Source organism: Streptomyces sp. NPDC001292 (assembly GCF_042896465.1).
In the GTDB taxonomy this organism is placed as follows: domain Bacteria; phylum Actinomycetota; class Actinomycetes; order Streptomycetales; family Streptomycetaceae; genus Streptomyces.
On record NZ_JBIAXG010000001.1, the window covers coordinates 26,629 to 47,637 of the forward strand.

The window sequence follows — 21,009 nt, forward strand, 5'->3', positions numbered from 1 at the left end:
GCCGGGCGGCCCCGTACTCCCCGGGGAGGTGCGCGGGTTCGGTCCGGCGGCGGCTTCGGTTGTCGGCGGCGGCCCGTACCGTGGGGGACATGGATCTTCGACTGCCCGGCTTGCGCGGGCTGCTGCGGCGGCCCCGGCGCCCGCTGGCCGCCGGGGCCGCCGTCGCCGTGCTGGCCGGTGCCGGCACGTGGACGGCGATCGCCTCCGACGACCCGCCCCCGGTGCACCGCGCCGACCAGGTGATGACCATGGGCGACGGGGTGCGGATCGACACCTCGTACTTCACCCCGGCCACGCCCGGCCGTCACCCCGCCGTCCTGCTCGGGCACGGCTTCGGCGGCAGCAAGAACGACGTGCGGCGCCAGGCGCAGGACCTCGCCAGGGACGGATACGCGGTGCTGACGTGGTCGGCCCGCGGCTTCGGCGGATCCACCGGCAAGATCGGGCTGAACGATCCGGAGGGCGAGGTCGCCGACGTCTCCAAGCTGATCGACTGGCTGGCGCGGCGGCCCGAGGTCCGGCTCGACGGGCCCGGCGACCCGCGCGTGGGCGTGGCCGGAGCCTCCTACGGCGGAGCGATCTCCCTGCTCGCCGCCGGACACGACCACCGGGTGGACGCCATCGCCCCGGCGATCACCTACTGGAACCTCGCGGACGCGCTCTTCCCGGGCGGCGTCTTCAAGAGGTTGTGGGCGGGTGCCTTCATCAACTCCGGTGGCGGATGCGCCAAGTTCGAGCCCACGCTGTGCCGGATGTACGAGCGGGTCGCCGAGTCGGGCAAGCCGGACGCCGAGGCGCGCCGACTGCTCCAGGAACGCTCGCCGTCCGCCGTCGCCGACCGCATCAAGGTGCCGACCCTGCTGGTGCAGGGCCAGTCCGACTCCCTCTTCCCACTCGGCCAGGCCGACGCCGCAGCCAGGGCGATCCGGGCGAACGGCGCCCCGGTCGACGTCGACTGGATCGCGGGCGGCCACGACGGCGGCGACATGGAGACCGGCCGGGTCCAGGCGCGTGTGAAGACCTGGTTCGACCGGTACCTCAACGGCGACAAGAACACCGACACCGGCCCCGCCTTCCGTATCACCCGTACCGGAGGCGTCGACTCCACCGACGGCCGGGCCCTGCTGCGGGGCGCGAGCGGCAGCGCGTATCCGGGCCTTGACGGCGGTCAGCGGTCCATCGCCCTGCGCGGAGGCGAGCAGCGCTTCGAGAACCCCGCCGGGGCCAACCCGCCCGCCGTGTCCTCCTTGCCGGGCCTCGGCGGATCCGGCGGTCTGGCCCAGCTGTCCTCGCTCGGCGTCGGGGTGTCACTGGACTTCCCCGGCCAGTACGCGCGGTTCGACTCCGCTCCGCTCGGCGGCGGCCTGCGCATCACCGGATCGCCGGCGGTGACCGTCCACGTCACCTCGACCGGCGACGACGCGGTGCTCTTCGCCAAGCTCTACGACGTCGGACCGGGCAAGGAGCAGCCGGTGCTGCCCGCCCAGCTGGTGTCCCCCGTGCGCGTCGAGGGCGCCAAGGCAGGCAAGGACGTCACCCTCACCCTCCCGGCCGTCGACCACGAGGTGCAGAAGGGCCACCGGCTCCGCCTGGTCCTCGCCTCCACCGACCTCGGCTATGCCTCACCGGCCGCCCCGGCGACGTACACCGTCGGTCTGAAGAGCGACCTGAAGGCGCCGACCGCGCCGGGCGTGACCACCGCGGCGGCGCCGCTGCCCGGCTGGGTGTGGTGGCTGCCCCCGGCCGGCGCGGCGGTCGCGCTCGCCCTGCTGCTGACCGCCCGCCGCCGCACGGCCGCGCCCGCTCCCGACCCGGAACTGGCCGACGTCCCGCTGCGGATCACCGGCCTGAGCAAGCGGTACGCGAAGTCGGCGGACCTCCCCCAAGCTCTCGGCTTCGCTCGAGCAGGGGGGACCCCCATCGCGGTACGGGACCTGTCGTTCCGGGTGGACAAGGGCCAGGTCCTCGGCCTGCTCGGGCCGAACGGCGCGGGCAAGACGACCACCCTGCGCATGCTGATGGGCCTGATCCGGCCGGACGCCGGCGAGATCCGCGTCTTCGGCCACGCCGTCCGCCCCGGCGCGCCCGTGCTCTCGCGGGTCGGCGCCTTCGTGGAGGGCGCCGGCTTCCTGCCCCACCTGTCCGGCCGGGAGAATCTGGAGCTGTACTGGCGGGCCACCGGCCGCCCGCCCGAGGACGCGCACCTGGACGAGGCCCTCCGGATCGCCGGCCTCGGTGAGGCGCTGGCGCGCGCGGTACGCACCTACTCGCAGGGCATGCGCCAGCGTCTGGCGATCGCACAGGCCATGCTGGGCCTGCCGGACCTGCTGATCCTGGACGAGCCGACCAACGGCCTCGACCCGCCCCAGATCCGCGAGATGCGCGAGGTGATGATCCGTTACGCGGCCGGCGGCCGTACGGTCATCGTCTCCAGCCATCTGCTCTCGGAGGTCGAACAGTCCTGCACGCACCTGGTGGTGATGGACCGGGGAGGTCTGGTGCAGGCGGGTCCGGTCGGCGAGATCGTCGGCTCCGGCGACGCCCTGCTGGTGGGCACCGCCACCCCGGTGGAGGACCCGGTCGTGGAGAAGGTGTCCGCCCTGCCGGGCGTCGCCTCCGCGCTGCGCACCGAGGCCGGCCTCCTGGTCCGGCTGGAGACCGGCGGCACGGCGCGGAACCTGGTCGTGGAGCTGGTGCGGCTGGAGGTGCCCGTCGTCTCGGTCGGCCCCCACCGCCGGCTGGAAGACGCCTTCCTCACCCTGATCGGAGGTTCCGTATGAGCACGCTCGCCGAGAGCACCGAGGTCGCCTCCGGTTACCGGGCGGGCCGCACCCTGCCCCTGGGGGTGGAGCTGGTGCGGCAGCTCAAGCGGCGCCGCACGCTGGTCATGGGCGGCATCCTGGCCGCGCTGCCCTTCGTGCTGGCCGTCGCCTTCGCGATCGGCGGCGGTCCGGGCGGCCGCAGCGGACGGGTGACGCTGATGGACACGGCCACCGCGTCCGCGGCCAACTTCGCCGCGGTGAACCTGTTCGTCTCGGCGGGCTTCCTGCTGGTGATCCCGGTGGCGCTGTTCTGCGGGGACACGGTCGCCTCGGAGGCGAGCTGGTCCTCCTTGCGCTACCTGCTCGCCGCCCCCGTGCCGCGGGCCCGGCTGCTGTGGTCCAAGCTCGTCGTCGGACTCGGGCTCAGCCTGGCGGCGATGGTGCTGCTGCCGCTGGTGGCGCTCGCCGTCGGCACGACCGTCTACGGCTGGGGCCCGCTGGAGATCCCCACCGGCGGCGCGCTCGACGCGGGGACCGCAGCCCAGCGGCTGCTGGTGGTCGTGGCGTACATCTTCGTGTCGCAACTGGTCACCGCGGCGCTGGCGTTCTGGCTGTCCACCAGGACGGACGCGCCCCTGGGCGCCGTGGGCGGCGCGGTCGGCCTGACCATCGTGGGCAATGTCCTGGACGCTGTCACGGCCCTCGGGCACTGGCGCGACTTCCTGCCCGCGCACTGGCAGTACGCCTGGGCCGACGCCGTGCAGCCGCACCCCGAGTGGTCCGGGATGATCCAGGGCGCAGCGGTCTCCGTCAGCTACGCGCTGGTGCTGTTCGCCCTGGCCTTCCGCGGGTTCGCCCGCAAGGACGTGGTGTCGTAGGAGCCCGCGTCCGTGAATCAGGTGAGGGGCTCGGAATCTTGATCACTGGCCAGTCCTTTCTGAAACCCCTCCACCGGAGCGTTCTCGTCAACTGACAGGCCGCAACCGGGTTTCTCCTGTTCACTCCGCCGGGGCCATGTGGGCTGCCTGTGCGTTTCCCGGACTCCGCGATTTTCAGACCTTTCCCGTGAGGTGCGGGCCAACCGGGTGAACTCCCGCAACCAAACATCCGGCACGCGGTTGATGAGGCCGTAGGGACTGCGTCGCTACGAGGAAAGGAACGCGCAGTGCTCAAGAGGGCAATGGCCGCCGCCGTGGCCGCCGCTTCCGCCGTCGGAATGCCGGTGGCGGCCGCTCCCACGGAACTTGCCATCGGGAACGACAACTGTCCCGCCGCCGCGAACGGTGCCGCCGCCTCGTCGGCGTTCGGCAACGGCGATCTGCCGGTCCTTTCCTCCACCGTCGGGAGCTGAGCCGAGCCGGGTCAGCCAGGTTGTCCGTCGCTTCGGCGGCGGGCCGCCGGGACCTTTCCGTAAAACTCCTTCCGTCAAAACACCCGATGTGAACCGCGCGATAGTGCGATGCGATCGAGTGAACTGCCGGCGGCGCACGTTCGGTGCTTCGTCACGGCTATTCCTCGTTCAGCATCGCGGCCGAATCGGTTGTGTTCACTCGGTTTCTCGCCGCCATCGGGGCATGGCCCCAAGAAGGGAAAATTCATGAAGAAGAGTGTTGCTGTCGTGTCGGGTGCCATCGTGGCCCTGGGCATGGCAGGGCCCGCGTTCGCCGACTCCGGGACCACGGGTACCGCCACCGGCTCCTCGGGTGTGCTGGCGGGCAACGGCATCCAGGCTCCCGTGCACGTCCCGGTCGGCGTCTGCGGCAACACCGTCAACGTCGCGGCGCTGCTGAACCCGGCGTTCGGCGGCACCTGCGCCAACGGCTGACCGTCCCGGCGCACCAGCCGCACCGGCTGTGTCACGGCCGGCCTTGGACATCACTCTTTCGCCCAAGGCCGGCTTTCCACTTCTTCACGCCGCTCCAAGCGGCTTCAAGCAGGAAGACGAATAGATTGCGACAGACCCTGAGCAGGGGAGTGTTCGCGGCGGCCGCCGCGACGAGCATGCTGAGCCTGTACGGCAGCTCCGCCTTCGCCGACTCGCAGGCGAACGGTACCGCCACCAACTCGGGCGGCCTCCTGTCCGGCAACACCGTCCAGGCCCCGGTGCACGTCCCGGTGAACGTTTGCGGCAACACCGTCAACGCCATCGCGCTGCTGAACCCGGCGTTCGGCAACAACTGCGCCAACGGCTCACAGTCGATCCCTACTCCGACTCCGACGCCGACTCCGACGCCGACTCCGACGCCGACTCCGACTCCGGCGACTCCGACTCCGACTCCGGCGACTCCGGCAAACCCGGACGAGAGCGGGGCGCAGCCGTCACCGACTCCTCCGCCGTCCTCCGGCGACAGCAGCACGGCCTTGCCTCCCAAGGTCATCCCGCCGCTCATCGAGGACGACCCGCTGCCGTCCGCGGGCAACGACGCACCCGCGCCCGTGCATGCCGATACCCTGCCGGCTCCGGTCGACGAGACCGCGCCCTCCGGGTCCCCACAGCTGGCAGAGACCGGTAGCGGGACCTTGCTGGCGACATCGGCCGCCAGCGCGGCACTGCTCGCCGGTGGCATGATCCTCTACCGCCGCGGCCGGGCCGCCTCCCACCGATAGGGCAGGCGTCCGGGCCGCAGTGACGGCCCCGGGTGCCGGGCCCGACGTCCGGCACCCGCACCCCGCCGACGGATCGATGAGGCCGACGGTCTCTTCCGTCGGCGGCGTATCACCACCCGCCCCCGGATCCGGATCCTCCGTGCGGGGAGCGGGGCGAACAGCCCTGACGGCGGTGGCGCCCCTCCCTTGCCTGAGTTTCCGGTCTGGTCGCTGGGCTTCTCCGGCTTGAGTGCCGCCACCGTCGGGACCACCACGACGGGCTCCGGGCGCTCTGCGGCCCCTCATGGCCGCGCCCGCGGCAGCAGGTTCTGCCCCTTCTGCAGGCACAGCCGCCCCACGCACACCACGAGCGTCGCAGACGTCTCGGCGCCGATGAGCGGCGCGATTCTCGCGCGTACGGCGCCCGCGGGGACAGAGCAGGAGCGCCGTAACGACTCCGTTGCGCACGACCTGCCGCTGCCTGGTGATGACAGCACGCCTACCTGTCGCGCGCTCGTCACTTTCTGGCGCACGCCACCCGTGCGCCCCAACGCGCCTCCAGTTCAGCGTCAGGGCCGTGCCGACCCAGCCGCCGCCTCGAACACCGGGCGTACGACTGCCGGGTTCCCGGCGATCGCCTCGCGTGCCGGAGCCGTACGTCCGTACCCAGCAGGATCACCCCTTCGGCGGCACAACTCGACGGTGCGTGGCGCGTTGACACAGAGCCGGGCATCCCGCCCGGGTGTTTTTGTGTCAACTCAAGGAGCACTTCCCCATGTCCCGTATCGCCAAGGGCCTGGTCCTTACCTCCGTCGCCGCCGCGGCCGTCGCGGGCGGTGCCGGTATCGCCGCCGCCGACAGCGGCGCGACCGGTGCGGCCGCCAACTCTACGGGCGTTCTGTCGGGCAACGTCATCCAGGCCCCGGTCCACGTCCCGGTCAGTGTCTGCGGCAACACCGTCAACGGCATCGGCCTGTTGAACACGGCGTCCGGCACCACCTGCCTCGGCAGCTGACGCCCGAGCGCGTACCTTAGGCCGGCCGCCGTCCCCGGGTTCTTTCCGGGGAGGCGGCCGTTCCGTTTCCCCGGACGGCGCCGGCGCGACGGCTGCTGCCTCCGAGTCCGCCGGCGATCTCATATGAGGACTTCGGCAATCCCGCCCGCCGGGGTTTCCGGCCCGCCCTGGGCTCGTTGGGCACGGCGACGCGATCCCCCGCGCTGACCCACGTCGCCGAAGAAAGGAACACGATGAAGTCCCTGAAGGCTGCCGCCGTCCTCGCCGGTTCCCTGGCCGTCGCCGGTGCCGCCGCGCCCGCGTTCGCGCAGAACGCCGCCGACGCCGCGCCCGCCGGCCTCAACGGCGCCGTCAACACGCTCACGCTCGCCAAGGGGCCCCTCGACGTCATGCCGCTGCGGCACCAGTCCGACGCACTCAACACCGAGAACAAGGCCTCGGTACTCCACACGGTCAAGGAAGCCGCCAAGACCCTGAACGCCCCCAAGCCCCTGCTTGGCGGCCTGCCGCTGCAGAGCTGACGTCAGGACCGTAGGCCAATCGCGCACGTCGCGGACATCGAACCCCGAACCCTGAAAGGGACCGTACTGACATGAAGTCGACCACTCGAGGAACCCTTGCCGCGGTCATCACGGGCGTCTCCGCGGCCGTGGGCGCCGCCGCGACCCCCGCCGCGGCGGTCGGCGCGATCCCCATTTCCGTACCGCTGGACGGCGCGGAAGCGGCCCTCGGCACGGAACTGCCCGAGGTCGGCGGGGAGTTCCCGCTGCCCGCGCCGAGCACCCCCGAGGCCCCGCGGTTCGTGCAAGGAAGGCTCATGCCGGAGCACACGGTGCCGCGGCTGCCGGTCGACGGCGGGCTGCCCGGCCTGGAGTTGCGCGCCCCGCTGGCGCACGCCATGGACGACGGCTTCGACCACGTCGGCGTCGGCGTGCCCGCCTCCGACGTGCGGACCCTGACCCCGGGTCTCGCCCTGGACCCGCCCTTGACCGCCCCGAGCCCCGGCGAACTGCCCACCCTGAAGCAACCGGAACTGGCCGTCCTCGCCCCTGCACTGCGCACCACCCCGGGCACCGACCTGACGGCCGGTCCCGGCCTGTAGCGGTCCCCGGGGCGTCAGCCCACCACGTAGAGGCCAGCGCGGTGGCCGGCCACCCGCCCCTCACGCGCCGCCGCACAGGAGCGACTGGCCGTCGGAACGCACGCGCCGGACCGCATGGACCGCATGGGTGCGTCGCCGGACGGCGCCGGTCGCGTCACCGCTGGAGGTTGCCGGACACGCCGGGCCGAAGGCCGCCGGGCGCAGGGCGCGTCGGGGCCGCAGGTCGCCGGGCGCAGGGCGCGTCGGGGCCGCAGGTCGCCGGACGTGCCGCCGCCGGAAGTCCCCGGACGTACCGGTGGAGATGCCGGACGTGCCGCCGCCGGAAGTCCCCGGACGTACCGGTGGAGATGCCGGACGTGCCGCCGCCGGAAGTCCCCGGACGTACCGGTGGAGACCGCCGGACGCGCCGCCGCGGTGGCCGGCGTACGGCGCCGCGACCGGCGCGACGCGCCCCAGGGGGCGTCGCCCCGATGCGCCCGTACGCACAACGACGCGGAGGACCCATCGCCCCGGGGCGGTGCGGATCGTGGCAACGCACCCGCCGCCCCCCCGGCGCGGCCGGCGCCGTCAGCCGTCCGACGCCGGGCGGTGTCCGCCGAGGCGGGCGGTGACCTGGGCGGCGGATTCGCGCACCGTCTCGCCCAGCACCGGGACACCTTCGGCGGAGACCCGGAACCGGGGCGCGGAGACGAGGACCGAGGCGACGACCTCCCCGCGGTGGTCGAAGACCGGGGCGGCGATGCCCACCTCCTCCAGCGAGGTCTCGCCGTAGTTGACGGCGTAGCCGCGCTCGGCGCTCTCCGCGAGGCGGAGCAGGTAGGCGTCGACCGCGGCGTCGCTGAGCCCGGGGTGGACCACGGCCCCGCTGGTGACCAGGGCCCGTACCCGCTCCGGGGGCAGCCGGCTGAGGAACACCTGCACCGAGGAACTCGCCGCCGTCCGGTAGCGCGTGCCCAGTGGAGTGCTGTGCTTGACCTCGTGCCGGCTTGCCACCTGCTCCACGCAGACCGCCTCGGCGCCGTTCCACACCAGCAGCGCCGCGGTCTCGCCGGTGCGGTGGCTCAGCTCCTGGAGCACCGGGTACGCCGCCCGGCGCACATCGAGGTCGGCCAGCAGCGGACCCGCCATCGCGATCACGCCGAGCCCCAGCCGGAACCGCCGGGAGCCCGGGTCGCGCTCGACCAGGCCGTCCTGCTCCAGGGTGGCGAGGATCCGGGAGACGGTGGACTTGTGCAGTCCGACCCGGGTGGCGATCTCGGTGACGCCCAGCTCGGGCTCGTCGACGCTGAAGGTGCGCAGCACCCCGATGCCGTTGCGCAGCACGGTCATACCGCGCCCGGAGCCGGCCGCACCGCTGTCGGGGATCTCGTCCGTCGTATTGCCTGCCATGGTGCGCTCCATCATGCCCTTGCCGGAATGCCGACCGGGGCTCAGGGAGCAAAATGGAGGACCCCGCAGGGGGATCTCGTCGAGGTCGTCGCCCACGACCACCCGCCCGCCGAAACCTTTCTTCGCCAGCTTGCGCCACGAGGCGGCCGACACCAGCTTCTTGTCCGCGGGCACGATGTGGCTGAGCACCAGCGTGCTCACCCCGCAGCGCTCGGCCAGCGGCCCGATGTCCTTGACGTCGGTGTGCGAGACCTTCAGGTGGTCCAGCAGGGCGGCGGGAAGCCCGAAGTTCTTGTAGGTGTCCAGGTCGATGACCTCGTGGACGAGGATGTCCGCCCCACGGGCGAGGCGCACGATGTTGTCGCTCAGTGAGGTGTCCCCCGAGAACACCACCGAGCCCTTCGGCGTGTCGAAGCGGTAGGCGAAGGATGCGCCACTCCGGCAGGATGTCCGTGGCGCCCCGGCAGGACTCGAACCGATCGCCTGGAAGGCGCCCCGCGGAATCAGCCCCTGACGTCCGCGAGGGCTCTCGCCGTCATACCCGCCCGGTGTTCGTCGGTCAGCGCGCACAGCGCACGGGCCGCCTCATTGAAGCGGACGACGGACGGCGGATCGGACGGGCCCAGCAGGTCCAGCTTGAGCTCGGCGCGGGCCTCGGCGTAGGGGTCCTTCTCCGGGTGGCGCACGGACTCCAGCAGGGCCGGTACACCGGAGGCGTCCGGGGTGACGACGGCGCCTGCCCGGACAGTGGGGAAGGTGTCGCGGAAGTCCTGCTCCGGAAGGCCGCTGGTGTTGGCGACAGCGTAGGGCTTCTCGCTCGCCAGATAGTCGGATATGACGCTGGAGACATCGCTGACCAGCAGGTCGGCCACGTTGAAGCAGGCGTAGACGGTCGGCCGCGCCTCGGTGATGATCCGGTGCTCCCACGCGGGGAACGAGGCCCAGTACGCGGCCTCCCAGGCGGCGGTCGCGGCGGCCACCGCTGAGGCCCGACCGGATTCCGGGACCGTCTGGAGCAGCATCCGCTCCGCGTTGTCCGCGCTCGCCCGGAACGAGGACGTGGTCAGCCGGTCGAGTTCGGCGGTCCGCCGGGCCAGTTCCGCCGCTGCGGAGGGCGTGGGTCGCTCATCGGGGTGTTCCGCGACACGGAGAGTGTTCGCGGCGCGGATCATCTCCTGGATCCGGGCGTTCGCGGTCGCCGCCCGGGGATCGACCGAGCCGGTCAGGGGGTGCGGCTTGTACAGGAGCCGGACCCCCGGGTCGGCCAGGAGGGTGCGGACGATGTTCTCGCCGGCCTCGATGACCGAGGTGTTGCCCGGGTTGCCGTCCCATCCCTCCCATGTGGGGGCGTAGAGAACCGTGGTGTACGAGCCCACGGGCGCACCGGCATACGGCTCGATCGCGTCCAGCTGCGGGCGTCCGATCTCCACGATGTCCTCGTCGTCGACCCCCACGTTCGCCAGGGCGTACCGCTCGCGCGCCGCGGGACCGGCCACCCACACCTCGTCGTACGCCTTCGCATACGGATTGCAGCTGGACAGTTTGTCGCTCTCGCCGTGGTTGACGAACGCGTGCTTGATGGTGGGGATGCGCAACACCTGCGAGGTCTTCCCCGAGTTCGACGGGTGGATCAGCATCATCAGGGTGGAGTGCTCGAGCCTCATGAGGTCGGCGACCTTCGGCAGACACACGATCGGGATGTCGGTGGACGCGATCTGCTTCACCATGAAGCGCTCCCGCAGCACGATCAGCGGGCGGCCCTCCAGCCGGGCCAGCGGCTCCAGCCACATGTTCGCCTGATAGGCCGAGCTCGTGCCGCCGGAGAAGTACATGCCCACCGTCGGCTGGTACTCCGCGAGCCAGGCATCGAACCACTCCAGCGCCTGCTCGCTCGTCACCGGCCTGCGTCCCGGCAGCAGCCGCAGGAGCAGCATGCCGATGGCCACCACGGCGAGGGTGGCGGACAGGGCGATTCCCGCGACGGCCCACCAGGCCGAGCCGCCCATCGCGGTGGTCAGCAGGCCGGCCGTCGAGGGCAGACCGAACAGGAGGAGCCGCTGCCCGGAGCGTTGCATCAGCAGCTTGGGGGGAGCGATGCTCAGCCGTAGTGGCGAGGCGTCGATGTTCCGGGTCACCACGGGCAGGGTGCGGGTGCGGCGTACGAGGATCGCAAGCGCCTGGGATGCGAAATGCAGGCTGTAGAAGATCAGCAGACCGCAGACCAGAGCCAGGTATTTCGTCTCATAGTCCTGGTCGTCGATGCGGATCAGGCTGGTCACCAGCAGAAGGTCCCGGACGACTTGGCGCACGGTCACGGTCGCGTGCAGCTTCCCGAGGGCGCTGATCACCTTCCGCTGCCACCGGTGCAGGGCGACGTCCGCCGCCAGCCCGACAGCGGTGGAGGCCACGAGCAGGGGAACGCTGGGGAGGAGGGCACCTACTGCCTGAACGGCGAACGACAGGGCGAGCACTGTGGGCAGGAGCAGGCGTGCCGCGTCGGTGCGCGACCGAGCGGGCAGGGGCGATGCTGACACTTCGCGGGCTCCAGGCAAATCACCATCCTTGAGCACGGCCTTGCTGACTGGCGCGATCAGATGGCCGCGGACCGGAAGCCGATGCGTACGGATGTTCTCGTTCAAATCCGTGGCGGACTTTACCTACGCCGCATCCTCCGGCTCCAGGGAGGACAGGAGGATTTTATTTGAAGGAACAGTGCATCGTTGTGCCCGATGTGTCGGTCGAGTAACCGGGTGACGCTACTCGCGAAATGCATGACGTGACTGTGCGAAGCGCCTGTGGGCAGGCGTAAGCGAAAGAGTGAGGAATAAAGGTCCGGGGGTGGCGGGTCGGGCACCCTCGAGCGCGACTGCCGCTGAGCTGGAGACGCCACAAATTCCCACCCTTTCTCGGTGGGTTGACATCTTCAATACTCCTGGGCTGGACTCTGGAGCGTGTTGCTCCTCCCCGGCTGGAGTGTGATGGCGGTGCGAAGACCAGCCCGTACGCGATGACGCTCTGTGTTGCGCTGAAGCTCGCCACTGTCGGTGGGTTGCCGACGTCCTGACCGCTCTTTGCATTTCATCGGCAGACGGAAAATCAGAACGAATCCGCAGCGATTTCACCGCAAGTAAAGAGTTCGCGTTCGACAGATTCAGGCACACTGAAGAGCTGGACCTCGATCACCTGTCGCCTCTTTCGCCTCTGTTGCCTTTGCTGTCTTTGTGCGATGGAGAGGTGGTCCGCGGCCGGCGGAGCGGCTTTGGGTGAAGCGGCTTCGGGGGAGCTGCTTTGCTGCGATCTGAGCACGGCCAATTACGCTGGACCGCGAGCCGTGATCTTCGAGGCTTGCGTCAAAGTGGCTGCTTCTTGATCTCGCTTGTCGAGCGACACAAAACCCATCACGGCCAGCTGGTCGTCCTCACAGGAGCATCGCTGCGTGTGTGGTCACGACCGCTGCGCTCGGCGTCGAGTGTCTACGCCGACTCGGATCTCGCCGTGGCCGATCAAGCGATCCTCGGTCGGTACCCGCACCAGCTCCTCACCCCCGAACGCCTGGGAGACGGAGTCGAGGAAAGCGCCCGTGTCGTCGGTGACGACCCTGGGCGCAACGGTGGTGTAGCCGGCTGGCGCGGCGTTGGTCCGCTCGGGCATCAACGTCCTTCCGCAGACGTTGGTTGCCGACGGCGACGAGAGGCGGCAACCAGGGATCGTCGGGGGAGTGCCCGGGGCTTCGTCGTGCGCGGTGAAACCCGGCCTGACCAGCGCAAAAGCCCTCCCGCTGGGGAGGGCTGCCAAAGGCGTCCCCGGCAGGACTCGAACCTGCGGCCAAGCGCTTGGAAGGCGCCTTGCGGGTCGGGCGGCACGCCCTGCTCAGGAGCTTCTCTTCCATTGTCTGGCGTCTCATCGACCGCCCTTCGACACACATTCGGAGCAATGCTCATGACTTGTGGATCGGCCCTCGGGGCGGCACGTGAAGGGCGTACCTTCCCGAGGGATCGACTGATGGTCATCGAGTAGGCCCGTGTTCGCAGCACGGGTCTGGAAGGGTGACCACGCCCGTGCTCAGCGTAGCCAACGACGACGGCTCCACCGCTACCGGATCCCTGATCGACGAGATCGTGCGGGAAGGCGCCAGGCGGATGCTCGCCGCCACCTCGTCGCTCTCGTCCGCTCCGGCGCCCGCTTCGAGAATGGCCACCTCAACTCGGCCGCGACGGCTTGCTCCAGTAGGCACAGTGCTGTTGAAGACCGCTGTCAACAGCCTCATCCCACTGGCGTCGACCTTGTCGGCCCACTCCCGATGCGTCCGCCGGTACACGCGCGGAAACACGAGGAATTAGAAGTTCCGGTACAACTCTTGGGCCGGGCTGTATGTCATACGGTGCAGCACCTGCCCTATCTACTGGGAGACTTACGTGTACAACGGCATACGCCGCGCCGCCGCGGCCGTCTTCGCCGCCTCCGCCCTTGCCCTGGTCGCCGCCTGTGGAAGCGGTGCCTCGGACGCCAAGGACGCCAACCCGGGCGGCGAGACTTCGGCCGCCTCCGAGCCGACATCTGAACCGCTGAGCAGCCGTGAGGCGGAGAAGGCGCTGCTGGCCGACAGTGATCTGCCGACGGGCTGGAAGCGGGACCCCGAGCTGGTGATCGACGGTTCTGAGCAGGCCGCTCCCGAAGATCTGCTCGCCAAGCCGGCCGACGCGACCTGCCAGCCGCTGGTGGACCTCTTCAACACGGGCCGGATCGACGCCGACTACAAGGCGAACGCCCAGGCGGTCTTCCTCAAGGGCGAGAGCATGATCAGCCAGGACGTCAGCGCCTACTCGCCCGACCAGGCGGAGCGCGCGATGACCGCCCTGGGCAAGGCCATCGACGAGTGCGGCACGTTCGACTCCAAGTTCGGGGGCGGGAAGGCCAAGGTCACCACCAAGACCCTGGAGGTGGAAGGGTTTGGCGACGAGACGTACGGCTTCAGCCTCAAGGTGGAATACGGCGACGACATGGTGGTGGACGTGGAGTACGGCGTGGTCCGCGACGGGGCCAACACCACCAACGTGCAGAACAACTGGGTTGATGACCGCGGCATAGAGGCCTTTGAGAAGGGCCTGGCCAAGGCTGCCGAGAACCTGGTTCGGGACTGACCCGTCCGGGTACGGTTTCGCACCAGCACAGCCTGGGGCCTCTGCCTGAGTAGGCAAGCTTGTCGAGTCAGCCCAGGCCCGTTGAAGAGGCGCCAACGGCGCCCACCTGGTCACTCTGGTCCGCGCCGGAGCCCGCTTCGACCGCGGCGTGCTGGTGGCGGTCCGTGCCGACTGACCGACGCTGGTCGGCGAGGGCGTCGCACCGTGACGGCGTCCTCGCCGAACGCGACGATGCCTCAACCATCCGATTGTGCCGCGTCAGAGGACCTTTGCCCTTCGGTTGGTCAGCCTGCTGTCGGGCTCTGCGGGACCTACGCTCGCGTGAACCCGTGGCTCCGCTCCACTTTCGCCACATGCAGCGTGTAGCTCTGGTACCACTCGGCTTGCCCGCGCTTTTGCGCCGCGCGGTGCTCGGCGTTGCTCCGCCACTCCGTGAGGGCGTCGGCGTCGCGGAAGTACCCGACGGTGATGCCCAGCCCGCCAGGAGTCTGCGCGTGGTCCATCCCCAGGAACCCAGGGACGTCCTTCACCAGGTCTTCCATGCGTGCGTTGGTCTCGCTGTAGCCGCTCTGGTCCTGGGTGCGCACCGTAGTGAAGACAGCCACGTAGTAGGGGGGTTCATAGGCCTCGACGGGCGCGACAGGCGCTTCCGGGTGATCGCTCATGGCGCCACCGTAAGGCGGGATGCGCCCAACGATCCAGCGTCTTTCCTGAACGGGACACATAAGGGATCGGGCTCTTGCTCAAAGCTGTCCGAGCTCTCCTCCAGCTCCCGGAAACGGCCACGAGCCTACCGGCTCACAGAATCCGGCTACACCACTACAGGGGACATGACCGCTTGTTGTACCCGCGCTGCTTCGGCAGGTAGGGGAACAAGTGCCGCAGGTGGGCGCGTGCGTGGCGGATCCACCGGGCCTCGGAGGTGAAGCCCAGCAGCGCCTGCATGACCGAGAGCGTGACCAGTTCGGCGTCACTCAGCCGCGGCGTGATGCCGACCTCCGGGCGGTACGGGGCCAGCTGCGGCGATGCCTTCAGCAGGTCGTCAGTCTTCACGTAGAGTGCGGTCGCGAGGGTGTCCAGATTGTTCGTCACACAATGATCACGGATGCCCTCGCCTCATCACCGCCTGGAACAGTTCCTCCCGGATGCGGGGACAACTCCAGCCCGGCGGTGGGGCGTTCGCTCGCCGTACCTCGACGGGCAGCGCGACGGCATTGAGACACCGTGTCCGCTACCGAGAGGGCGCTGACGATGACTACGTATGTGCTGATTCCTGGTGCCGCGTCCGGCCCGTGGTACTGGCATCTGCTGGAGGCCGAGTTGCGTGGGCGGGGCCATGACGTGGTGGCGGTGGACCTGCCGTGCGATGACGACTCGGCCGGGCTGGCCGAGTACGCCGACACCGTGGTCGACGCCATCGGTGATCGCGCCGACCTGATCTTGGTGGCCCATTCCTTCGGCGGGTTCACCGCCCCCCTGGTGTGTGACCGCGTGCCAGTGGACCTGCTGGTGATGCTGCAGGCGCAGATCCCGGCACCGGGCGAGAGTCCAGGCCAGTGGTGGGCCAACACCGGCTACGAGCAGGCCAGGCGCGAACAAGACGAACGCGACGGCAGGGACCCTGACGACGACACCGCCCTGTTCCACCACGACACCCCGCCAGCACTGGTCGCCGAGGTCAAGAAGCACACGCGCACGCAATCGGCCACTCCGTTCATGAAGCCATGGCCACTGGCCGCGTGGCCGGATGTGCCCACGAAGTTCCTCCTGTCCCGGGACGACCGCTTCTTCCCCGCCGACTACATGCGCCGGATCGTGCGGGAACGCCTTGACATCACACCCGACGAACTGCCCGGTGACCACTGCCCCATGCTCGGCCACCCCACAGAACTGGCCGACCATCTGGAGGCATACCGAACCGGGGCGTAACAGCCGCCCGGCTCCACGCTCGCCTTCCACGCGTTTTTCGCCACGCTGTACTACTGCGGGCCGCGTCCCGAGGAAGCAGTGGCCATTCGGGTGAAAGATGTGATGTTGCCCGCCCCTGGCGCCGAGGACCAGTGGAGTGAACTCCTGATCCACACGGCGACGCCGGAGGTCGGCGAGCAGTGGACCGACACGGGGGGATCCACGAAGAGCGCGACCTGAAGGGCCGTGCCGCGGGGGAGACCCGTACCGTGCCGGGGCACCCCGCTCTGACGCACATCCTGCGGCAGCACATCGAGGGCGAGTGGCTTCAGCCGGGTGACCTGCTCTTTCAGGGGGAGAGGGGCGGCATCCTCGCGGGGGCTCCGTCGTCCGCCGGGCCTGGCGCGGCGCGCGCAAGGCGGTGCTGCCTCCCCACGTCTTCGAGTCGCCCACAGGGAAGCGCCTGTACGACAACCGGCACACGCGCCTGACGAAGTGGCTCAACGACGGGATACCGCCCGCTCAGGTGGCGCACTGGGCCGGCAACAGCGTCCCGGTGCTTCTGGCCACGTACGCCCGCTGTGTCGAGGGGCAGCTTCCTGATCTCAAGAGGCGGCTCGAAGCCGCGGGGGATCTCCCGGAGCTGCCGGACGTCGGCTGACCGTCCAGGCCGAGAACTTCGACACGTATTCGACACGGCCACCCGCGAAGACCCGGTGACAGCCGGACAGCCGCGGAAACTCCCCGTGATCGTCGGGGGAGTGCCCGGGGCTTCGTCGCGTGCGGTGAAACCCGGCCTGACCAGCGAAAAGCCCTCCCGCTGGGGAGGGCTGTCAAAGGCGCCCCCGGCAGGACTCGAACCTGCGGCCAAGCGCTTAGAAGGCGCCTGCTCTATCCACTGAGCTACGGGGGCCTGGTGTGGTGGCCTCTGTCGCGGTGCCCTGGTGGGGGCTGATCCGTGACATCGCCGGGGACAAGGATAGGGCTCCCGGATCCATGTCCCGGTCGCTTCGCCTCCGTGGCTCAATGTGGAGGTTCGGTGAAGCGATCCTGATAATCGCAGGCGGGTACGAATCGTGCATCGCTTTTGACGTCCGGCGCACCTGGTGTTGTGCACTCGTTATGCCTGGACTGCGCCCGTGTCCCAGTCATCCCTTCCGTCCGTTGTGTTCTGTCGGCGCGCAGACATGCTCATATGCTTCAGAATTCCCCTAAAATTGGGCATTCTTCGCATGTGGTGACCTTGGACGTAAGGCCTCAGCTGCTCGACGCACTCTCCGCCCTGCGCGACCGTGTCGCCGCCGCACGCTTCCCGCTGCCCCTGGCGGGGGCTCCACGCGCGCGTGCCAACCGCGACGAACTGCTCGCACAGCTCGACGACTACTTGGTGCCCCGGTTGCGAAGGCCCCAAGCGCCGTTGCTGGCGGTCGTCGGGGGATCGACAGGCGCAGGGAAGTCCACCCTCGTCAACTCGCTCGTCGGACGGCGGGTCAGCGAGGCGAGCGTGCTGCGGCCGACCACACGGACCCCGGTGCTGGTCTGCCATCCGGAGGACCACCACTGGTTCAGCGGCACGCGCGTCCTGCCAGACCTCACGCGCGTGTGGGTGCCCAGGGGCGGCCCCGGGGCGGGAGACGACCTGCTGATGCGGGAGAGCACCCACTCCCGCGTGCTGCGCGTGGAGACCGTCGACACCCTGCCCCCCGGGCTCGCCCTGCTCGACGCGCCCGACGTCGACTCCCTGATCGCCGACAACCGCGTCCTGGCCGCCGAGCTGATCTGCGCCGCCGACATCTGGGTCATGGTCACCACGGCCGCCCGGTACGCCGACGCGATCCCGTGGCACCTGCTGCGCACGGCCAAGGAGTACGACGCCACGCTGGTGACCGTGCTGGACCGGGTGCCGCACCAGGTCGCCTCGGAGGTCTCCCGCCAGTACGGGGCGCTGCTCACCAAGGCCGGACTCGGCGAGGTACCGCGGTTCACCGTGCCCGAGCTGCCGGAGTCGGCGTGGGGCGGGGGCCTGCTGCCCGCCTCCGCCGTCGCGCAGCTGCGCACCTGGCTGGTCCACCAGACCCAGGACCCCGCGGCCCGGGAGTACGCCATGGCCCGCACGGCTCAGGGCCTCCTCCACTCCCTGAAGGCCAGGGTGCCCGAGCTGGCCAGTGCCGCCGCCGCCCAGTACGCCGCCGCGCTGCGGCTCACCTCGGCCGTCGACACCGCCTACGACAGCGAGCACACGCGCGTGCGGGGACGGCTCCAGGCCGGGGCGGTGCTCGCCGGGGGCGCCCTGAAGAGGTGGCGCGCCTTTCCCCTGGACTGCTCCGCCAGGGAACTCCTCGACGCGCTCGTGGAGAGCCTGGGCGCCCTGCTGCTGTGTGCCGTCACCGCCGCAGACGAGCGCGTGGACGACGCCTGGCGGCACGAGCAGGCCGCCACGGCGCCGGGGCTCTCCGACCGCGACCGCGCGTCGGAGAGCGCCGAGCACCGCATCGGGCTGGCCGTACGGCGCTGGCGGCGGGAGCTGGAGGAGTACGCCGAGGACGAGGTGCGCCGGCTGGACCGGAGCGTCGCGCCGGACCCAGAGGCCGTCGCCGCCCTGGCCGCCACCGGGCTGCTGGGAGGCCGCCGGGCGCGGTCCGCGGGGGAGGGGCTCGCCGAACGGATCGGCGCGCACGGAGCGCTGCGGCTGCGCGACCGCGCCGGGCGGCTGCTCACCGAACACCTGGACCGGGTGATCCACGTCGAGCGCGAGCGCCGTCTGGCCCCGCTCGACGCCCTCGACGTGCACCCCGATCCCCAGGCCGAACTCATCGCCGCGCTGTCCGTACTGCTGAAGGAGAGGTGACCGGTGACCGCCGTCACTGACCAGGACCGAACGGAACACACCGATCAGACTCAGGGCACCGTCCTCACGGACGGAGAGACGGACGGAAGGGCGAATGGGGAGAGGACGAGCAGCGAGCAGATGCGCGGAGAGACATGGGTCCGGGACCGGGAGGCAGACGCCAGGGCCGAGGACGGCCGCGGCGTCGAAGGCGTGCCCGAGGCCGGAGACGCCGAGACGCCCGGGGACGCCGAGGACCATCGGGTCCGCGGAGCGGCGGCCTTCGAACCCCCGGTGGCCGAGCAGGTCAGCATGGTGAAGGAGGCCGCCGTCGCCCACGCGCGCGTGCGGCACGACGACTGCGACGCGCGCGGGACGGACGACGACACACCGAGCCGTACGGACGCCGACGGCGCCTGGGACGACGGATTGATCGCGCGCCGCGTCAGCGAGACGGCCGCCGCCGAACTCGTACCCGTGGAGCCCCGGACCGCCCGGCAGCCGGCCGTGCCCCCACTGGCGTACGACGGACCGCTGCGGTCCCGGCTCGACGCGCTGCGCGAACTCGTGGGCCTGTCCCGCACCCGGCTCGACAGCGGCACCCTCGCGGAGGCGGGCCGTGTCCTGGACGAGGCCGCGGCGCGGCGCCGGCTCTCCGGGCAGCACACCGTCGTCGCCATCGCGGGCGCCACCGGCAGCGGCAAGTCCCAGCTGTTCAACGCCCTCGCCGGCGTCGCCATCTCTGAGACCGGTGTACGGCGGCCGACCACCGCGGCGCCCATCGCGTGCAGTTGGAGCGACGGCGCGGCCAGTCTCATCGACCGGCTCGGCATCCCGGGACGGCTGCGCAGGCGCCCGGTGCAGGCCCAGGACGCCGACCCGCAGCTGCGCGGCCTGGTCCTGGTCGACCTGCCCGACCACGACTCGGCGGCCGTGCAGCACCGCGAGCACGTGGACCGCATCCTGCGGCTCGTCGACGCCGTCATCTGGGTCGTCGACCCGGAGAAATACGCCGACGCCGTCCTCCACGAGCGCTACCTCCGGCCCATGGCCGGCCACGCGGAGGTCATGTTCGTCGTCCTCAACCAGGTCGACCGGCTGCCCGGCGAGGCCGCCGACCAGGTCCTCGACGACCTGCGACGGCTGCTCGACGAGGACGGGATCGCCCTCGGCGAGTACGGCGAGCCGGGCGCGACCGTGCTCGCGCTGTCCGCGCTCACCGGGCACGGCGTCGGTGAACTGCGCGATTCGCTAGGCCAGTTCGTGGCCGAACGCGGAGCCGCGGTGCGGCGGATCTCGGCCGACGTGGACGCCGCGGCCCAGCGCCTGCGGCCCGTCTACGCCACCCGGTCGAACGCCGGGCTCAGCGAGGAGGCACGCGAGGAGTTCGCCGCCCGGCTCGCGGACGCGGTGGGCGCCACCGCCGCCGGCGAGGCGGCTGAGCGGGCCTGGCTGCGCAACGCCAACAAGGCCTGCGGCACGCCCTGGCTGCGGCTGTGGCGGTGGTGCCGGAGCCGGCGCGAGGCGCCCACCGGACGCTTCCTGCTGGGTGCCCAGCAGGACGAGGAGGCCACCGCGCGTCAGCGTGTCGAACACGCGGTGCGCACGGTGGCCGACCAGGCCTCGGCCGGCATGCCGGCGCCGTGGGCGCAGGCCGTGCGCGAGTCCGCCGTACGCGGTGCGCAGGGGCTGCCCGAGGCGCTGGACCAGCTGGCCGCGCGGGCCGGGCTGCCCTCGGGGCGGCCCCCGCGTCCGGGCTGGTGGCCCGTCGCGGTCCTCGTCCAGGCGGCGATGACGATCCTTCAGGTGGTCGGCGGCCTGTGGCTGGTCGGCCAGATCGTCGGGGTGATGGCGCCGAACCTGGGGGTGCCGGTGCTGCTCATGCTCGCCGGCATCGTGGGCGGGCCGCTCGTGGAGTGGAGCTGCCGGATCGCGGCGCGCGGACCCGCACGGCGGTACGGCCAGGAGGCCGAGCGCCGACTACGGGAGGCGGCCTCGGGGTGCGGCCGGGCCCGGGTGCTGGATCCGGTGTCGGCGGAACTCTTGCGATATCGGGAGGTGCGGGAGCAGTACGCGCTGGTGAGGGGAGCGGGGGTCGGATGAGAGGCGGTCCTCACCCGCAAGGGTGAGGGAGTTTTCCACAGGCAGGCGCTGGTCCACAGGGCTCGGCGGGCTCGGCCCGGACGGAGGCAGTCTGGTCCCGCGGCGATCGCGACGGACGCGGTCGTCACGGCAGACGCAGCCGTACGGGGCGGGCCCGTACGCGTGTCCGCCCGGGC

Annotated in this window: 16 protein-coding genes, 1 tRNA gene and 2 pseudogenes; 13 read left to right on the top strand and 6 right to left on the bottom strand. The window is 70.9% G+C overall.

Features of this window, described 5'->3' with window-relative positions:
* Positions 1 to 89: 89 nt before the first annotated feature.
* The 8 genes from ACFY4A_RS00115 to ACFY4A_RS00150 all read left to right on the top strand — a co-directional run bounded on the left by ACFY4A_RS00115 (position 90) and on the right by ACFY4A_RS00150 (position 7,465).
* Positions 90 to 2,780 (top strand): CocE/NonD family hydrolase, encoded by a 2,691-nt coding sequence (locus ACFY4A_RS00115; RefSeq protein ID WP_390827139.1) that lies wholly within the window; start codon positions 90 to 92, stop codon positions 2,778 to 2,780.
* On the top strand, positions 2,777 to 3,640 hold the full coding sequence (locus ACFY4A_RS00120) for an ABC transporter permease (protein WP_390827140.1): 864 nt from the start codon (positions 2,777 to 2,779) through the stop codon (positions 3,638 to 3,640). Before ACFY4A_RS00115 ends, ACFY4A_RS00120 begins: the two co-directional genes overlap by 4 nt.
* A 287-nt stretch (positions 3,641 to 3,927) precedes the next feature.
* A complete protein-coding gene (locus ACFY4A_RS00125) occupies positions 3,928 to 4,113 on the top strand; it encodes a hypothetical protein (RefSeq protein ID WP_390827141.1) in 186 nt (61 codons plus the stop codon).
* Between the two features lie 246 nt (positions 4,114 to 4,359).
* The gene (locus ACFY4A_RS00130; RefSeq protein WP_390827142.1) at positions 4,360 to 4,587 is read left to right on the top strand and encodes a chaplin; all 228 of its coding nucleotides are present in this window, start codon (positions 4,360 to 4,362) and stop codon (positions 4,585 to 4,587) included.
* 125 nt (positions 4,588 to 4,712) lie between these two features.
* A complete protein-coding gene (locus ACFY4A_RS00135; protein ID WP_390827143.1) occupies positions 4,713 to 5,369 on the top strand; it encodes a chaplin in 657 nt (218 codons plus the stop codon).
* 754 nt (positions 5,370 to 6,123) lie between these two features.
* The gene (locus ACFY4A_RS00140; protein ID WP_390827144.1) at positions 6,124 to 6,363 is read left to right on the top strand and encodes a chaplin; all 240 of its coding nucleotides are present in this window, start codon (positions 6,124 to 6,126) and stop codon (positions 6,361 to 6,363) included.
* A 233-nt stretch (positions 6,364 to 6,596) separates the two neighbouring features.
* Positions 6,597 to 6,884, top strand: coding sequence for a hypothetical protein (locus ACFY4A_RS00145; protein WP_390827145.1), 288 nt, complete (start codon positions 6,597 to 6,599; stop codon positions 6,882 to 6,884).
* 71 nt (positions 6,885 to 6,955) lie between these two features.
* On the top strand, positions 6,956 to 7,465 hold the full coding sequence (locus tag ACFY4A_RS00150; protein ID WP_390827146.1) for a hypothetical protein: 510 nt from the start codon (positions 6,956 to 6,958) through the stop codon (positions 7,463 to 7,465).
* A 567-nt stretch (positions 7,466 to 8,032) separates the two neighbouring features.
* Here ACFY4A_RS00150 and ACFY4A_RS00155 read toward each other — a convergent pair.
* From ACFY4A_RS00155 to ACFY4A_RS00165, 3 genes and pseudogenes are all read right to left on the bottom strand, one after another.
* Entirely contained in the window at positions 8,033 to 9,244 is a 1,212-nt protein-coding gene (locus tag ACFY4A_RS00155) for a helix-turn-helix domain-containing protein (protein ID WP_390827147.1), read from the bottom strand.
* A 113-nt stretch (positions 9,245 to 9,357) separates the two neighbouring features.
* On the bottom strand, positions 9,358 to 11,388 hold the full coding sequence (locus ACFY4A_RS00160) for a hypothetical protein (protein WP_390827148.1): 2,031 nt from the start codon (positions 11,386 to 11,388) through the stop codon (positions 9,358 to 9,360).
* A gap of 943 nt (positions 11,389 to 12,331) precedes the next feature.
* Positions 12,332 to 12,505: pseudogene (locus ACFY4A_RS00165) on the bottom strand (VOC family protein); the annotation flags it as partial.
* A 764-nt stretch (positions 12,506 to 13,269) separates the two neighbouring features.
* On the opposite strand from ACFY4A_RS00165, the gene ACFY4A_RS00170 reads away from it, so the two are divergent.
* Positions 13,270 to 13,995, top strand: a complete 726-nt coding sequence (locus ACFY4A_RS00170) for a hypothetical protein (protein WP_390827149.1) — start codon at positions 13,270 to 13,272, stop codon at positions 13,993 to 13,995.
* A 311-nt stretch (positions 13,996 to 14,306) separates the two neighbouring features.
* On the opposite strand, the gene ACFY4A_RS00175 is transcribed toward ACFY4A_RS00170, so the two are convergent.
* Entirely contained in the window at positions 14,307 to 14,660 is a 354-nt protein-coding gene (locus ACFY4A_RS00175; protein WP_390827150.1) for an antibiotic biosynthesis monooxygenase family protein, read from the bottom strand.
* A gap of 169 nt (positions 14,661 to 14,829) precedes the next feature.
* Positions 14,830 to 15,087, bottom strand: a pseudogene (locus ACFY4A_RS00180) (IS982 family transposase); the annotation flags it as partial.
* A gap of 159 nt (positions 15,088 to 15,246) precedes the next feature.
* Here ACFY4A_RS00180 and ACFY4A_RS00185 point away from each other — a divergent pair.
* On the top strand, positions 15,247 to 15,924 hold the full coding sequence (locus ACFY4A_RS00185) for an alpha/beta hydrolase (RefSeq protein WP_390827151.1): 678 nt from the start codon (positions 15,247 to 15,249) through the stop codon (positions 15,922 to 15,924).
* Positions 15,925 to 16,324: 400 nt separating this feature from the next.
* On the top strand, positions 16,325 to 16,564 hold the full coding sequence (locus tag ACFY4A_RS00190; protein WP_390827152.1) for a hypothetical protein: 240 nt from the start codon (positions 16,325 to 16,327) through the stop codon (positions 16,562 to 16,564).
* Positions 16,565 to 16,743: 179 nt separating this feature from the next.
* Here ACFY4A_RS00190 and ACFY4A_RS00195 read toward each other — a convergent pair.
* Positions 16,744 to 16,816: transfer RNA gene (locus ACFY4A_RS00195), tRNA-Arg, on the bottom strand.
* A gap of 321 nt (positions 16,817 to 17,137) precedes the next feature.
* On the opposite strand from ACFY4A_RS00195, the gene ACFY4A_RS00200 reads away from it, so the two are divergent.
* Positions 17,138 to 18,751 carry a dynamin family protein gene (locus tag ACFY4A_RS00200; RefSeq protein WP_390827153.1) on the top strand — a complete coding sequence of 538 codons (1,614 nt, stop codon included), beginning with the start codon at positions 17,138 to 17,140 and terminating at the stop codon, positions 18,749 to 18,751.
* A gap of 3 nt (positions 18,752 to 18,754) precedes the next feature.
* On the top strand, positions 18,755 to 20,833 hold the full coding sequence (locus ACFY4A_RS00205) for a GTPase (RefSeq protein WP_390827154.1): 2,079 nt from the start codon (positions 18,755 to 18,757) through the stop codon (positions 20,831 to 20,833).
* Positions 20,834 to 21,009: the final 176 nt, after the last annotated feature.